The following is a 15,347-nucleotide window of genomic DNA, read 5'->3' on the forward strand; positions in this document are numbered from 1 at the left end:
GCGGCCCGTTGCGCAGCGCAACTAATCGGCCTCTCGCCAAGGCCGTTTCGCTGTGCGATGGTGTAACCCGCAATTTCGCCGGGCTCGTCACGATGCCGGTGGAACCCCGAACTCCATGGAGGAAGCACGTGCCGAGTACCCCTTGGCGCCGGCGTCGATCGACGGATAGCCCCCGTCCCGCCGGTCGTCGTTGGGCAGGCCGCTTGCGCCGAGGCGGGTCTCTCGCCCGGCAAGCCCTACTGGTTCGGGTGGGCCGCCGGTCCACCGAGACGAGCCGGGCCGCCACCGCGACCCGTGCCGAGGTGCTCTACACCGGGTCGGAGCCTGGGTTGATCCGTACCCTCCCCGCCCCCGGAGTTCCACTGGACACCACCCCCGCCTTCGACGCCGTCCCGGCTGACGAGGAGTCGATCCCGGCGACCATCCCGTTGCTGCCGGGCGAGCCCACCATGGCTCGCCGGGTGCGCTTCGCCCTGGTCAACGCGTGCACCCTGAGCAGCCTCGGGCTCGGCCTGTTCGCCATCTTCCTGGCGATGGCCGGTCGTCCGCAGATCGCGGCCGCCTGCCTGATCGCCTGCGTGGCCTTCGACGGCCTGGACGGCGCGCTGGCTCGCAAGCTCGGTGTCGCCAGCCCGTTCGGCGCGCAGATGGACTCGCTGGCCGACATGTGCTCGTTCGGCCTGGCCGCGCCGGTCGTGGTCTACGCCTCGCTGGCCGGTCGGGTGCCGCCCGCGGCCGCCGCGGTGGCTGCCGCGCTGGTCGCCGGCTGTGCCGCGATCCGGCTGGCCCGCTTCAACGTGTCGCCGAAGGACGGTCGCTACTTCTCCGGCGTGCCGACCACGATGACCGCCGCGGTGCTCGCTCTGGCGGTGCTGATCGGTCTGCAGCCGCTGCCCGGGTTCGCGGTGCTGGCCGGTGTCGCGCTGCTGGCCTTCGCCATGGTGTCGAGCTTCCCGTACGCGAAGCTCGCCCGGATCATCAAGCTGCCGCCGTGGTTGTGGCTGCTGCCGGTCGTCGGTGCGCTGCAGGACGTGCGGATGACGTTCGTGATGGTCGTCGCGACGTACCTCGTCAGCGGCCCGATCATGTGGATGCGGGCCAAGCGCGCCTGATCCCCTGACCTGAAAAGGGGCCGTCTCCCGATGGGAGGCGGCCCCTTTTTTGCGCGATGGGCACGGTTGTGGGTGACGTCACGGTCCGTTCGGAAGCCCGAAACCCCTGGGTACGGCGTTGTGCGGCTGGGATGTGCGGGACGTCACGGAAAGACCGTTTTGACCACGTACCGTGAGGGGTGTCGCAGTCTCAGCGGCCCTGGTGCCGGGAGAGGCCGCGGACCTCGATGGACCGCGACCTCATCTCGGTGATCGTCGGATCAGCGCCAGCGGGCGATGATCGTGGAGCCGCCGACGACCCGCTCGTCGACGCTGACCAGTGCCTCGGCCTTGTCGGCCGGCAGGTAGACGTCGGTGCGCGAGCCGAAACGGATCAGCCCGTAGCGCTCACCCTTGGCGAGCAGCGTGCCCACCGGTGCCCGCTGCACGATCCGCCGGGCGATCAGCCCGGTCCGCTGCGCCACCACGACCGTGCCGTTGTCGGTGTCCAGCACGGTGTAGGCGGCCACGTTGTGCTCGGCGGCGGCCGTCGCCGCGTTCGCGTAGCCACCCTCCTCGACGAAGTAGTCGGCCACCCGGCCGGCCACCGGCGTGCGGTTGACGTGCACGTCGAACACGGAGAGGAAGACCGCGATGCGGAGGAACTCGCCCGGCCCGAACCGCTCGTCGTGCATCCGCTCGACCGAGAGCACCTTGCCGTCGGCGGCCGAGATCACGGCCGCCGGGTCGGTCGGCACGTCCCGCTCCGGGTCCCGGAAGAACGCCGCGACCGGGCCGGCGGCCAGCGCCGGGATCAGCCAGAGCTTCGACTTGGGCCGGGCCCGGCGGGCCAGCGCGGCCAGGCCGAGCGCGATGCCGGCGGCGGCGACGCCGTTCGAGTCGATGTGCATGGTCCGGGTGACCGGGACGCTGGACGGCCGGTAGGCCGGGGCCAGCCCGGCCGCGGTGGCCACGTCGGCCGGGGTGAACCGGAGCTTGTGCACGCGCAGCGGCGGCTGGTTGCGGACCACCAGGTCGGAGCCGACACCGAAGAGCGAGCCCTGCCGGAACAGCTCGGCCGCGGCACCCTGGGTGCGGCCCGGGCCGGCCGGGGTGGCGAGGCTGAGCACGGCGCCGTCGTTCAGGTGCTTGGTGAGCTTCTCGATCAGGCCGCGGGTGTCCTCGGCGGTGCCGGTCTGCGGCTCGCCGACGATCACCACGTCGGCGCCCTGGACCTCGTCCAGCGACTCGACGATCTTCACGCGGTCGGCCACCCAGCTGCCCAGGCCGGTGATGTGGCCGCGGAGCAGGTCGGCGCTGCTGTGCTCGCCGGCCACCAGGATCAGGGTGTCACCGGGCAGCAGCGCCTCGACGGCGGCCGCCACCACGGCGGAATAGTGGTCGGCGCCGATCAGCAGGGCGGTGGTGGCCGCGTTCTGCCGGGCGAACTCGGCGGTCAGGGCACGAGCGGCCCGGGCTCCCACGGCCGGAACGGGCGTGGCGGACACGTCGGGAAACTGGCTCATTCCGCGAGCATATTGCCCCGCCCACGAGCGGTGGCCCGTGGGCGGGGCATCGGTCACTTCTCCGGCTCTGCCTTCGCCTCGCGGCCGGCCGCGCCGTGCTCCTTGGTGAACCGCACTCCGGGGTCCTCCAGCAGCTCCTGAACGATCGAGGCGTGCACCTCGGGCGACAGGTCGCCGGGGGTGGTCTCGACCCGTGCCTCGGCGGCGACCGGGAGCGGCTGCTGGTCCCGGCGTCCGGAAGTGATCGCCCCGAGCAGGCCGATCACCCCGAACAGGATCAGGCCGCCGGCGACCGTCCAGCCCAGCGCGGGCAGGTGCAGGGTGATCACCGCGGAGAGTCCCCACCACGCCGCGATGAGCAGGAAGAGCAGGCCGAAGGTGAGCGAGACGCCATCCATCCGGTGCGGTTTCATCGGATCACCTCCAGGTTTCCGGTGTCCAGCCGCAGGTCGAGCTGGAGCTTGCCGCCGCCGGCGCCGTCCGCGCCGAGGTCGGTGACTGCCTGCGATTCCGCCGCGGAACCGCTGGTCTCCTGGCCGAACACCACGGCGCGGCCGCCGACCCGGACCGACGCGGTGGTGTCCACCGAGTCCGGCAGCAGCACCCGCAGCTGGCCGACCTTCATGGTGACCGCGGTGGTCTGGTCGGCGCCGGTGAAGTCGACGGCGCGCAGGTCCAGGGTGACGTTGCCGAGGGTGAACTCGTAGGAGTCGGCGACCTCGGCGAGGGTGGCCGGGCGGTACACGCTGTCCCGGAACTCGCTGCCCCAGCGCTCGGTGCCGGTCGAGATCAGCAGACCGATCGTGGTCAGCAGGGCCAGGAAGATCAAACCGCGGGCCCGGCCGAACCAGGCGCCGAGCAGCAGGCCGAATCCGAGGGTGGCCAGCACGGCCGCGAAGTACGCGGAGACCGCCACGTTCAGCCCGGCCATGTCCAGCGCGGCCAGCACGCCGATCACCATGAGCGCGGCGAAGAAGGTCAGCCGGCCCAGGATCGAACGCTCCTTCGGCGGCTTGGGGGGTTTCGCCGGTTTCGACGGTGTGGGCGGCGCCGGGTACGCACTGTTCCCGGCGAACGGCCCGTGCGGCGCGAACGGCGGGCGGTAGCCCGACTCGGTCGGCGGGGTCCAGCGCGGCGGCTCGTACGGCGGCGGGGTCGGCGGGGTCACCGGTTCGCCGGTCGGTGCGGAGGTGGCCGGCGCCGTGAACGCCATCGTCGGGTCCTCAGCCGCCGGGCCGGTCGCGCCGGCCGGGCCGGGCGGCGGTGGCGGCGGTGGCTGCGGGATGTGCGGAAAGATGCCCGCCGGCGCACCCCGCTTGATCAGCAGGAACGCGCCGACCAGGACGGCGGCCGCGAGCATGCTGGCCCGGGCGCCGTCGCTGACCACGAACGAGAACGTGAGCAGGGCGGCGCTGCCGAGCAGCACCACGGAGAGCGGGGTCATCCCGGAGTGGCCCTTGCCGAGCAGCGACTCCACCGGCGAGGCGGTGTCGCCCTCGGACGGGATGACCAGCCAGCCGATCAGGTAGAACAGCACGCCCGCGCCGCCGAGCACGCCGAGCACGGCCAGCAGTACGCGCCACAGCACCGGGTCGGTGTTGGTACGCCGGGCCAGCGCGCCGCAGACGCCGGCGATGTACCGCCCCTCGCGGGGGCGGATCAGCTGCTGACGGGCGAACGCGGCGCCGGCGGCGGAGAGCCACGGCGGCACGTTCGCACCCGGCGGGGGCGGAGGCGGCGGCGGGTAGTCGGAGGTGGAAGGCGCCGGCCCACCCTCGGGACCGGCACCCGGGGTACGGGGTTCGGCAGCTTCGTCGTTCATGCCTTCGATCCTGTGCCCCGGCGGGCCCCAGCCGCCTCAGGATGTGACCCTGAGGCCACCCTGAGATCCTGAGCCGCCGTTACCGGGGAAGTTCCCCGTGGCCGCAGCCCGCCGCACGTGTGACGATCGGAGGGTGACAACCGCAGCCCCGCCGCAGCCCCGCCGGCTCGACCGCCCCCGCGAGCACCGCATCGTGGCCGGTGTCGCCGCCGGGCTGGCGCGCCATCTGGGGCTGCCGGTCATCGCGGTGCGCATCAGTCTCGTGGTCCTGCTCGGCTTCAACGCGCTCGGCCTGCTGCTCTACGCGGCCTACTGGGCGGTGCTGCCGCAGGAGGCCCGGGGCGAGGAGCCCCCGCCCCGGCGTGACCTTCTCGCGCTGCTCCCGTTCGCCGCGATCGGCCTGGGCGTGGTGCTGCTGCAGGCGCTGGTCTTCGGCGATCAGGTGCGCACCACGGTGGGCTGGATGATCGCGGTGGTCGCGGTCGGCGCCGGGGTGATCTGGCACCAGGCCGACCCGAGCCGCCGCGAGCAGTGGATCGACCCGAACGCGCCGACACCGTGGCTGGCCGCGATCGTCGGCGAGACCGACCGGCGCTCGTTCATGTTCCGCTTCGTCGGCGGCGGCGTGCTGGTCGCGGTCGGCGTGATCGGCGTGGTCGCGATCTACTCGCCGAACGACTCGTTCTCCTCGGTGCTGAACGGCCTGATCTTCGCGCTGGTCGGCCTGCTCGGCGTCGGCGTGGTGGTGGCGCCGCTGGTCTGGCGCACCTTCGGCCAGCTGCGCGCCGAGCGCGAGGGCCGGATCCGGGAGCAGGAGCGCGCCGAGGTGGCCGCGATGATCCACGACCAGGTGCTGCACACCCTGGCCCTGATCCAGCGCAACTCGGCCGACATCAAAGAGGTTCAGCGGCTCGCCCGCGGCCAGGAGCGCAGCCTGCGAAACTGGCTGTACAAACCCACCGCCTCGCCGACCGAGCGGTTCGCGGCAGCGCTCGAGCAGGCGTCGGCCGAGGTCGAGGACACCTATGCGATAAGTGTCGAGACCGTCGTGGTCGGTGACACCCAGTGCGACGAGCGGGTCGCGGCTCTCGTCGCCGCGGCGCGCGAGGCGCTGGTCAACGCTGCCCGGCACGCCGGCGTGCAGACCGTCTCGCTCTACGCCGAGGTCGAACCGGACGAGTTGAGCGTGTTCGTCCGAGACCGGGGCGCGGGGTTCGAGTTGAGCGGTGTGGCGGAAACCCGGCACGGCGTCCGTGGTTCGATCATCGGGCGCATGCAGCGCCACGGCGGGCGCGCGGAGATCCGCAGCGCCGCCGGCAGCGGTACCGAGGTGCGTCTCACGCTTCCGGTCTCCCGGGAGAGCGTGACCGCCGGTAAGGAGTCAGCACGATGACCGAGCCCGTTACCCAGTCCAGCAGCCGGCTGACCGTCTTCCTGGTCGACGACCATGCGATGTTCCGCGCCGGCGTGCGCGCCGAGCTGGGCCAGCACGTCGAGGTGGTGGGCGAGGCGAGCACGGTGGCCGAGGCGATCAGCCGGATCGGCGCGATCCAGCCCGACGTCGTGCTGCTCGACGTGCACATGCCGGACGGTGGCGGGCGCGCGGTGCTGGAGGCGATCCGGCGGACCCATCCGCAGGTCAAGTTCCTGGCGCTCTCCGTCTCGGACGCGGCCGAGGATGTGATCGGCCTGATCCGGGCCGGCGCCCGGGGGTATGTCACCAAGACCATCTCGCCGGACGAGCTGGCCGCCGCGGTGCGCCGGGTGGCCGACGGCGACGCGGTGTTCAGTCCGCGGCTCGCCGGGTTCGTGCTCGACGCGTTCGCCTCCCGGCCCGACGTGCCGGTCGCCGACCCCGAGCTCGATCAGCTCACCAACCGGGAGCGCGAAGTGCTGCGGCTGCTCGCGCGGGGGTATGCGTACAAAGAGATCGCCAAGGAGCTTTTCATCTCGATCAAGACGGTTGAGACGCACGTGTCCAATGTGCTGCGAAAGCTCCAGATGAGTAACCGTTACGAGTTGTCACGGTGGGCGGCTGACCGTCGGCTCGTCTGACCCGTGATCAACCGAGCGTCACCGAACGCCACACGGACGCCTGCGCTCGGTGTACGTTTGGCCACTGCGGGGAGTACTCCCAGCTCAGGCCCGCCAGATCGTCCGAAAGGACGATCTTTGGGAGTGCGTACGGACGTAAACGGCTAATATCGGCTTGATAACGGCGCTCATTGGTTTCCGTGCCCCTGTGTCACAGTGGCAGCTACTCACACAACCCCTCGTGAGCGCCCCTGAAGGAGACACTCCCATGCCTGGGAAAACCCCATGGAAGATGGCGGCCGGCGCGACCGCCATCGCCTTGTTGGCCGCTGGTTGCGGTGGCGGCGGGTCTGACGACTCGTCGTCCACTTCGAACACGGTCGTGATCGGTATTGGCGAACCGCAGCACCTCATCCCGTCGAACGCCACCGAGTCGAACGGCGCCGAGGTTCTGGCCTCGCTGTTCTACCCGCTCGTCGACTTCGACGCCCAGAACAACCCGAACCCGGTCGCCGCCGAGTCGATCACGCCGGACAAGGCCAACACCGTCTGGACGATCAAGCTGAAGTCTGGCTTCACGTTCAGTAACGGCGAGCCGGTCACCTCGGACAACTACATCAACGCCTGGAACTACGGCGCGTACGGTCCGAACGCTCAGGGTGCGTCGTACTTCTTCGACAAGATCAAGGGCTACGCGGACCTTCAGTCGAAGGACCCGGACGGCGAGGAGGGCCCGCAGAAGGCCCCCGAGCCCAAGGCGAAGACCCTGACCGGTCTGGCCAAGGTCGACGACACCACCTTCACCGTCACCCTCTCGGCGCCGTTCGCCGGCTGGGAGTCGGTCATGGGTTACACCGCCTTCTTCCCGCTGCCGAAGGCCGCCTGGAAGTCCGACGGCGTCATCGCCGACGGCTTCGAGGACGCCATCATCGGCAACGGTCCCTTCAAGCTGAAGGGCAAGTGGGAGCACGACTCCCAGCTGGTCGTGGAGAAGGTCGCCGACTTCAAGGGCACCGCTCCGAAGGTTGACGGCATCACCTGGAAGATCTACCAGGACCAGCAGGCCGAGTACGCCGACCTGGTTGCCAACAACGTGGACGTTCAGACCACCATCCCGATCGAGAGCCTGGCCAAGGCTTCTGCCGACCTGGGTGACCGGTTCAAGAAGAGCCCGAACTCCACCTTCCAGTTCGTCGGTTTCCCGACGTTCCAGAAGGAGTACCAGAACGTCGACGTCCGCCGGGCGATCTCGATGGCGATCAACCGCCAGGAGATCACCGACCAGATCTTCCTCGGTTCGCAGTCGCCGGCCACCTCGTTCGTCTCCCCGGTCGTCGCGGGTTACCGCGCCAACACCTGTGGCGAGAACTGCGAGTACAACCCGACCAAGGCCAAGGAGCTCTACGAGGCGGCCAAGGGTCCCAAGGAAATCAAGATCACGTACAACGTCGACGGCAACCACAAGGCGTGGGTGGACGCGACGTGCAACCAGATCAAGGCTTCCCTGGGCATCAACTGCGTCGGTGGCGAGGAGCCCAAGTTCGCCGACCTGCTGACCAAGGTTGAGAAGCACCAGCCGGTCGGCCTGATCCGCCTCGGCTGGATCATGGACTACCCGCTGATGGAGAACTACCTCGGCCCGCTGTACAGCACCGACGGTTCCTCCAACTACTACGGGTACAGCAACGCCACCTTCGACAACCTGGTCAAGGAGGGCTCCGCGGCGGCGACGCCGGAGGAGGCCATCAAGAAGTGGCAGGCGGCCGAGGACATCCTCGCCAAGGAGATGCCGGTCATCCCGCTGCGTAACGGCCAGAACGTGTTCGGTTACTCCGAGAAGGTGTCCAACGTGACCCTGGACCTCTTCTCGAAGGTCGACATCTACAAGATCGAAGTTGTCAGCTGATCTGACTGCTAGACCGGTGGTGGCGTCACGGAGAATATGAAACCGTGGCGCCACCACTGTGTTACCCCAACCTCATCGTCGCCGTGCTCACGAGGCCGGCGCTCTTCCGCGGAAGAGGCTAAACCCGTATGTTCCGCTATATCGTGCGGCGCTTACTACAGATGGTCCTGACGTTCTTCGGGGCCACCTTCCTGGTATACGCGCTGATGTTCGCCAACCAGAAAGACCCGATCCAGGCACTGGTGGGCGAACGACCCGTCTCCGAGAGTCAGCGCATCGCGCTGACCGAGCGGTACCACCTGGATGAAGGTTTCTTCATGCAGTACTGGTACTACATGAAGGGGGTGCTGACCGGCGATTTCGGCACCTCGATGACCGGCCGCAAGATCTACGACATGATGTCCGACGCCTGGCCGGTCACCTTCCGGCTCGCGATCATCGCGATTGTCATCGCCGCCGCCTTCTCCGTCACCGCCGGTGTGTACTCCGCGATCAAGCGGGGTGGCATCTTCGACAACTCCACCCTGCTGATCACGCTCGTGCTGCTCGCCATGCCGATCGTCGTCATCGCCCCCCTGGCTCAGCTGATCTTCGGCATCCAGCTCGGTTGGTTCGCTCCTACCGCAACACGGGACGCGACCTTCTATCAACTGCTTTTACCGGCGATCGTGCTCGCATGCATCGTGATCGCGCCGGAGATGCGGGTGACCCGAACCTCGGTGGTGGAGAACCTGCGCGCCGACTACGTGCGGACGGCGCGGGCCAAGGGCCTGACCCGGATGCGCGTCATCTGGGTGCACGTCCTGCGCAACTCGCTGATCCCCGTGGTCACGCTGATCGGCGTGGACCTGGGCGGCCTGCTGGCCGGGGCCATCGTCACCGAGCACGTCTTCAACATCCCCGGCGTCGGCTTCAACCTGGCCCGTGCGATCAACACCGAGGACGGCCCGCTCGTGGTCGGTTTCGTGAGCATCTTGGTGATCTTGTTCCTGTTCATCAACCTGCTCGTCGACCTGCTGTACGCCGCCCTCGACCCCAGGATCCGCTATGAGTGACTTGAACACCGTGACCGCGGCCGAGGCGCCGGGCGGTCAGCCGAACGTTCCGCACGGCCGGGTCAAGCGGGACAAGCCGCGCAGCCTGGCCGGCGACGCCTGGAACGATCTGCGCAAGCGCAAGATGTTCTGGGTGGCCATCGTGATGGTGGCGGCGATCCTGGTGATGGCGATCTTCCCGACGCTGTTCACCTCCGCCGACCCGTCGCAGTGCGCGCTGTCCAACCAGTTCAAGGGCCCGGCCGGCAACGCCCTGTTCGGGTACGACTTCCAGGGTTGCGACATCTACGCCAAGGTCGTCAACGGCGCCTGGAACTCGATCAAGGTCGGTGTGCTCTCCACGCTGCTCTCCGGCGTGATCGGCCTGCTCTTCGGGCTCGCGGCGGGTTACTTCGGCGGCTGGGTGGACGCGATCCTGTCCCGGTTCGTCGACATCATGCTCGGCGTCCCGTTCCTGCTGGCCGGCATCGTGCTGTCCCGCCGGCTCGGTGGCGACCCGAAGTCGGACGGCGTTCTCGCGGTCACCCTGACGCTGGGCCTGCTGAGCTGGACCTCCGGCGCGCGCGTCATGCGGTCCGCGGTCATCTCGGCGAAGCAGCAGGACTACGTGGCGGCGGCCCGGATGCTCGGCGCCACCCCGGGACGTCTGATGCTGCGGCACATCCTGCCGAACTCCATCGCGTCGTACATCGTGCTGCTGACCCTGCTCCTGGGCATCAACATCTCCAGCGAGGCGACCCTGTCGTTCCTCGGCGTCGGTTTGAAGAACGGCGCGATCAGCTGGGGCATCATGATCTCCGAGGGCACGCAGTTCGCCCGGAGCGAGCCGTGGCCGCTGGTCTGGCCGGCTCTGTTCCTCGGCGTGACGGTGCTCGCCTTCATCATGCTCGGCGACGCCGTCCGCGACGCCTTCGACCCGAAGTTGCGGTGACCCTGTGACTGATATTTCGGCGCAAATGGATGTCCTACCGGGCATCGACCCGCGCGCACCCCTGCTCGACGTGACGAACCTGCACGTCGAGTTCCGCACCCAGTACGGCGTGGCCAAGGCCGTCAACGGCGCCAACTTCCGGCTCGCCCCGGGCGAGACCCTCGCCATCCTGGGTGAGTCCGGCTGTGGCAAGTCGGTGACCGCGCAGGCGATCATGGGCATTCTGGACACGCCGCCCGGTTACGTCACGCAGGGCGAGATCCGCTACCGCGGTGTCGACCTGCTGAAGCTGACCGAGGAGAAGCGTCGCAAGGTCCGGGCCAACCGGATCGCGATGATTTTCCAGGACGCGCTCTCCTCGCTGAACCCGGTCTACACGGTCGGTTTCCAGCTCGGCGAGCTGTTCCGCAAACACCGCGGAATGTCCCGTGCGGATGCCAAGAAGCGCTCGATCGACCTGCTCGAGCAGGTGAAGATCCCGGCGGCCCGGACCCGCGTCGACGACTACCCGCACCAGTTCTCGGGTGGTATGCGGCAGCGCGTCATGATCGCCATGGCGCTGGCGCTCGACCCGGAGGTGCTGATCGCCGACGAGCCGACCACGGCTCTCGACGTCACGGTGCAGGCGCAGATCATGGGCCTGCTCGCCGACCTGCAGCAGCAGCGCAACATGGGCCTCATCCTGATCACGCACGACATGGGCGTGGTCGCGGACGTGGCCGACCGGATCTCGGTCATGTACGCGGGCAAGGTCGTCGAAGAGGCGGGCATCTACGACATCTACGCCCGCCCGGCGCACCCGTACACCAAGGCACTTCTCGAGTCGATCCCCCGGCTCGACATGAAGGGGCAGCAGCTCAGCGTCATCCAGGGCCTGCCGCCGCTGCTGACCGACGTCCCGAAGGGCTGCGCGTTCAACCCGCGCTGCCGCTACGCCCGGGACGCCTGCCGGCAGGACCCGGCGCCGCCGGCGTACGCCGTCGCACCGAACCGCACGGCCCGTTGCCACTTCTTCCGGGAGGTCATCGGTGAGTGACGTAGTCCTCGAGACCAAGGGTCTGGTCAAGCACTTCCCGATCACCCAGGGCATCCTGCTGAAGAGCAAGGTCGGCGCGGTCCGCGCCGTCGACGGTGTCGACCTCCAGCTGCGCCGGGGCGAGACGCTCGGCGTGGTCGGCGAGTCCGGCTGCGGCAAGTCGACCCTGGCCAAGCTGCTCGTCGGCTTGGAGAAGCCGACCGCCGGCTCGATCAACGTCCGCGGTCAGGACATGGTCAAGCTGCGGGGTTCGGCCCTGCGCCGGGCCCGCCGCAACATCCAGATGGTGCTGCAGGACCCGTACACGTCGCTGAACCCGCGCATGACGGTCGGCGACATCATCGGGGAGCCGTTCGCGATCCACCCGGAGGTCGTCCCGAAGGAGGGCCGGCAGCGCGCGGTGCAGGACCTGCTGGACACGGTCGGTCTCAACCCCGACCACATCAACAGGTACCCGCACCAGTTCTCCGGCGGCCAGCGTCAGCGCATCGGCATCGCCCGCGCGCTCGCGCTCAAGCCCGAGATCATCGTCTGTGACGAGCCGGTGTCGGCGCTCGACGTGTCCATCCAGGCCCAGGTGATCAACCTGCTGGAGCGGCTGCAGAAAGAGTTCGGCCTGTCGTACATCTTCATCGCGCACGACCTGTCGGTGGTCCGGCACATCTCCAACCGGGTCGCCGTGATGTACCTCGGCAAGGTCATCGAGACCGGTCACGACCAGGCGATCTACGAGCAGCCGACGCACCCGTACACGCAGGCGCTGCTCTCCGCCGTACCGGTCCCGGACCCGCGCCTGCGCGGTCACCGTGACCAGATCGTCCTGGAGGGCGACGTCCCGTCACCGGCGAACCCGCCGTCGGGTTGCCGTTTCCGCACCCGGTGCTGGAAGGCCACCGAGGTCTGCGCTCAGCAGGAGCCTCTGCTGCAGATCCGGGAGCGTTCCCCGCACCCCAGCGCGTGCCACTTCGCGGAGATCCGCGACGTAGTGCGAGGTCGCTGACCCACGGGCAGCAAGGCCGGGCCGGAGCGATCCGACCCGGCCTTCACCATGTCCGCGACGTTTTCCAAGATCAAATTCAAGAGCTTTTTGTCGTGCGTCCGCTGTGGTCCGGATCGTCGCTCCCGCCGGGACCCCTGCGGGCTTCGCTGGCCGCTGGCGCGTCCAGAACGCGAAGCCCTCCGGGGCGACGTCCGTGGGTGGTCACGGAAAACCCGGTGTGTGGAATTTGGGTGCGGAGCGCGCCCAAACTTCACACGCTGCGGTGGGTCGGCGGGTGTGTGTGAAGTTGAGGTGCGGAGCGCGCCCAAACTTCACACGCTGCGGTGGGTTGGCGGGTGTGTGTGGAGTTTGGGTGCGGAGCGCGCCGAAAGTTCACACACGCCGGGGTTACAGCGGGCCGCGGCCGGAGCGGAGCAGGAGCAGGGCGACCTGGGTGCCGTCCGGGCCGAGGGCGGCGCGGAAGCGGTCGACGATCTCGCGTTCACGGGCCAGGACCAGGCGGGTTCCGCCGGAGGCCATCCGGGTCTTGCCGACGGCCTGGGAGAGCCGGGAGCGTTCCAGCCAGAGGTCGATGAGGGCCTGGTCGATCTCGTCGATCCGCTCGCGCATGCCGAGGATCTCGTTGGCGGCCAGGGGTTTGCCCGCGCCGGTGGTCTGGTCCATCCCGGCGTCGGAGGGGTCAGGGTTGGTGGACGGGTCCATCACGTCGGCGGTCACGTCGTGCTCCTCGGGTGCTGGGGCCCGGACAACCCAGCCCGGGAAGACAACAAGCCCCGGGCTGTGAGAAGCCCGGGGCTTGAAGTAGGTCGGTGGATCAGTGGCGACCTACGGCTGCCGGACTTCCGGGGCCGTAGTAAAAAAATCGCGCACGCTGGATCACGAGCCGAGTATGCCCCGCTCGCGGACCGAGCCGCAAGGAAACCGCCCGAACGTTGGGATGCGAGGCGGGGCAGGAGTCCGGGCTTTCCCTCGTACGAGAAAGAGAAAGCCCGGACGGTCAGGGGGCCGTGGTGATCCGGTTGGCCGGGCCCGGTGCGACGGTGCCGGCGCCGAGGAGAGCGGTCAGCGCGTCGACGTCGAAGCCCGGAGCGGTGACCCGGCCGGTGCCCTGCGCGAGGACGCTGAAACCGTCGCCGCCGTTGGCCAGGAAGTCGTTCGTGGTGACCAGGTAGCTGGTGGCGGGGTCGATGGCGACCCCGTTCAGCGAGAGGTTGCTGATCTTGGAGCCGAGCGCGGCCGAGGCGGTCCAGGTGTAGGTCAGGCCGGCCGAGACCTGCAGGATCTTCGTCGAGGTCTGGCCGTTGACGCCGGCGAACTGCTGCTCCAGCACGCTCTTGAGCTGCGCACCGGTCAGCGTCTGTGTGACCACCAGGTTGTTGAACGGCTGGACGGTGAACGCCTCGCCGTAGGTGACCTGGCCGTAGGCCTCGCCGCCGGAGGACTGGTCGGCGTCCAGGTCGGCGCGGATGCCGCCCGGGTTCATCAGGGCGAGCTGCGCTCCGGCGCCCGCGGTGTACTTGAGCTGGGCATCCGCGATCACGTCGCCGAGCGGGCTCTCACCGGCGGCGTTGTTGGTGCGCACGATGTCGCCGCTGATGCTGCCGACGATCTTGTTGGCGATCGGGGCGACAGCGGTGCGGTACTTGTCGGCCACCTTCTTCGCGGCCGGGTCGACGGTGTCCGGGTTCTTCAGGTAGACACCGGCCGCGTCCTTCTTCCAGCCGCCGTTGCCGTCCGCGACGCCGTTCTCCACGATCACGTTCTTCGCGGTGATCTCGGTGAACCGGCCGGAGCGCTTGTCCACCGAGTAGTCGATGTCGGTGATCAACTGGCCGTTGGTCCCGGCACTCGTCACCACGGTGTCCTGACCGGTTTTGTTCGGCAGCTTGCAGGAGTAGAACCGGTGTGTGTGACCGGAAACGACCAGGCCGATCTCCGGGTTCAGGCCGGCCACGATCGGCACGATCGGACCGGTGAAGCCGGTGCAGTCGGAGACACCCGGTGTGGGCGTGGCGGTGCCCTGCGCGCCGCCTTCGTGCAGCAGCAGCACCTGGGCCTTGACCCCGAACACCTTGAGGATCTTGCTCCACCGGTTGGCGGTCTCCACCTCGTCGGTGAAGTGCACGTTCTTGATGCCGGCCGGGTTGACGATGCCGGCCGTGCCCTCCAGGGTCATGCCGATGAAGCCGACCGGGACGCCCTTGACGTACTTGATGTCGACCGGCGGCAGGATCGGCAGCCCGGTCTTGTTGTTGATCGTGTTGGCGGCGAGGTAGCTGAACTTCGCGCCGCCGAAGCCGTCGCCGTCCTGGCAGCCGTCGACCGGGTGGCACCCGCCGCGCTGGATCCGGATCAGCTCGTCGACACCCTCGTCGAACTCGTGGTTGCCCACCGAGCTGACCTGCAGGCCGACCGTGTTCATCAGCTCGATCGTGGGCTCGTCGTGGAACGCGGCACTGACCAGCGGGGTCGCGCCGATCAGGTCACCGGCGCCGACCGTGGTGGTGGACCGGCCCTCGGCCGCCGCCTCGGCGCGCAACTTCTTCAGATAGGTCGCGAGGTATTCCACCCCGCCGGCCGGGGTGCTCGTGCCGCTCGCGTTGACCACCGCGCCGCTGCCGGTCGGTGGGTCGATCGCACCGTGGAAGTCGTTGTAGCTGAGGAACTGGCCCTTGATCACCGAGGCGCCCTGCGGCGCGCCGTAGGACGCGGTCACCGGGGTGAACTCGGCGGGCAGCGCGGCGGCCGCGGACTGGGCTGCGGGTACGGCGGAGAACACGCCGGCGACGGCCAGCGTGACGGCCGGCACCGCGAGGCGCCGCCGTAGCGGAGAAGTCATTATGGTCAATCCCCCCGGTCTTGAGTGGATGTTCAGGCAACCTGATCAGCCTGGTGGATCGCCCGCGTCGGCGCCACCACTTCGAGGTGACAAGTCGATTGCCGGAC

General features: G+C 69.0%; 13 protein-coding genes. 8 read left to right on the forward strand and 5 right to left on the reverse strand.

Going from position 1 to position 15,347, the window contains the following annotated elements:
- The first annotated feature begins 203 nt into the window (after positions 1–203).
- Positions 204–1,112: a CDP-alcohol phosphatidyltransferase family protein gene (locus Apa02nite_RS15060; protein WP_083971174.1), complete on the forward strand. Its 909-nt coding sequence runs from the start codon at positions 204–206 to the stop codon at positions 1,110–1,112.
- A 260-nt stretch (positions 1,113–1,372) separates the two neighbouring features.
- Here the strand turns inward: Apa02nite_RS15060 and Apa02nite_RS15065 are convergent, their stop codons facing one another.
- The 3 genes from Apa02nite_RS15065 to Apa02nite_RS15075 are packed head-to-tail and all read right to left on the reverse strand — an operon-like array spanning position 1,373 to position 4,439.
- Complete coding sequence (locus tag Apa02nite_RS15065; RefSeq protein ID WP_067688549.1) at positions 1,373–2,617, reverse strand: phosphatidylserine decarboxylase; 1,245 nt, start codon at positions 2,615–2,617, stop codon at positions 1,373–1,375.
- A gap of 53 nt (positions 2,618–2,670) precedes the next feature.
- Complete coding sequence (locus tag Apa02nite_RS15070; protein WP_203825497.1) at positions 2,671–3,030, reverse strand: hypothetical protein; 360 nt, start codon at positions 3,028–3,030, stop codon at positions 2,671–2,673.
- Positions 3,027–4,439 (reverse strand): PspC domain-containing protein, encoded by a 1,413-nt coding sequence (locus tag Apa02nite_RS15075; protein ID WP_203825498.1) that lies wholly within the window; start codon positions 4,437–4,439, stop codon positions 3,027–3,029. Before Apa02nite_RS15075 ends, Apa02nite_RS15070 begins: the two co-directional genes overlap by 4 nt.
- A gap of 133 nt (positions 4,440–4,572) precedes the next feature.
- On the opposite strand from Apa02nite_RS15075, the gene Apa02nite_RS15080 reads away from it, so the two are divergent.
- The 7 genes from Apa02nite_RS15080 to Apa02nite_RS15110 all read left to right on the forward strand — a co-directional run bounded on the left by Apa02nite_RS15080 (position 4,573) and on the right by Apa02nite_RS15110 (position 12,401).
- Positions 4,573–5,832: a PspC domain-containing protein gene (locus tag Apa02nite_RS15080; protein ID WP_067688559.1), complete on the forward strand. Its 1,260-nt coding sequence runs from the start codon at positions 4,573–4,575 to the stop codon at positions 5,830–5,832.
- Positions 5,829–6,494 carry a response regulator gene (locus tag Apa02nite_RS15085; RefSeq protein ID WP_067688562.1) on the forward strand — a complete coding sequence of 222 codons (666 nt, stop codon included), beginning with the start codon at positions 5,829–5,831 and terminating at the stop codon, positions 6,492–6,494. The genes Apa02nite_RS15080 and Apa02nite_RS15085 overlap by 4 nt, the downstream gene beginning before the upstream one ends.
- A 247-nt stretch (positions 6,495–6,741) precedes the next feature.
- The gene (locus Apa02nite_RS15090; RefSeq protein WP_203825499.1) at positions 6,742–8,379 is read left to right on the forward strand and encodes a peptide ABC transporter substrate-binding protein; all 1,638 of its coding nucleotides are present in this window, start codon (positions 6,742–6,744) and stop codon (positions 8,377–8,379) included.
- Positions 8,380–8,507: 128 nt separating this feature from the next.
- Complete coding sequence (locus tag Apa02nite_RS15095; protein WP_067688568.1) at positions 8,508–9,434, forward strand: ABC transporter permease; 927 nt, start codon at positions 8,508–8,510, stop codon at positions 9,432–9,434.
- The gene (locus Apa02nite_RS15100; RefSeq protein WP_067688571.1) at positions 9,427–10,365 is read left to right on the forward strand and encodes an ABC transporter permease; all 939 of its coding nucleotides are present in this window, start codon (positions 9,427–9,429) and stop codon (positions 10,363–10,365) included. The genes Apa02nite_RS15095 and Apa02nite_RS15100 overlap by 8 nt, the downstream gene beginning before the upstream one ends.
- Positions 10,366–10,390: 25 nt before the next feature.
- On the forward strand, positions 10,391–11,401 hold the full coding sequence (locus Apa02nite_RS15105; protein WP_067688573.1) for an ABC transporter ATP-binding protein: 1,011 nt from the start codon (positions 10,391–10,393) through the stop codon (positions 11,399–11,401).
- Entirely contained in the window at positions 11,394–12,401 is a 1,008-nt protein-coding gene (locus tag Apa02nite_RS15110; protein ID WP_203825500.1) for an ABC transporter ATP-binding protein, read from the forward strand. Before Apa02nite_RS15105 ends, Apa02nite_RS15110 begins: the two co-directional genes overlap by 8 nt.
- Positions 12,402–12,788: 387 nt before the next feature.
- Here Apa02nite_RS15110 and Apa02nite_RS15115 read toward each other — a convergent pair whose 3' ends face one another.
- Positions 12,789–13,103, reverse strand: coding sequence for a chorismate mutase (locus Apa02nite_RS15115; RefSeq protein ID WP_067689076.1), 315 nt, complete (start codon positions 13,101–13,103; stop codon positions 12,789–12,791).
- 295 nt (positions 13,104–13,398) lie between these two features.
- On the reverse strand, positions 13,399–15,240 hold the full coding sequence (locus Apa02nite_RS15120; protein ID WP_203825501.1) for a bifunctional metallophosphatase/5'-nucleotidase: 1,842 nt from the start codon (positions 15,238–15,240) through the stop codon (positions 13,399–13,401).
- Positions 15,241–15,347 lie beyond the last annotated feature (107 nt).

This window comes from Actinoplanes palleronii, assembly GCF_016862315.1.
GTDB classification, from domain to species: Bacteria; Actinomycetota; Actinomycetes; order Mycobacteriales; family Micromonosporaceae; genus Actinoplanes; species Actinoplanes palleronii.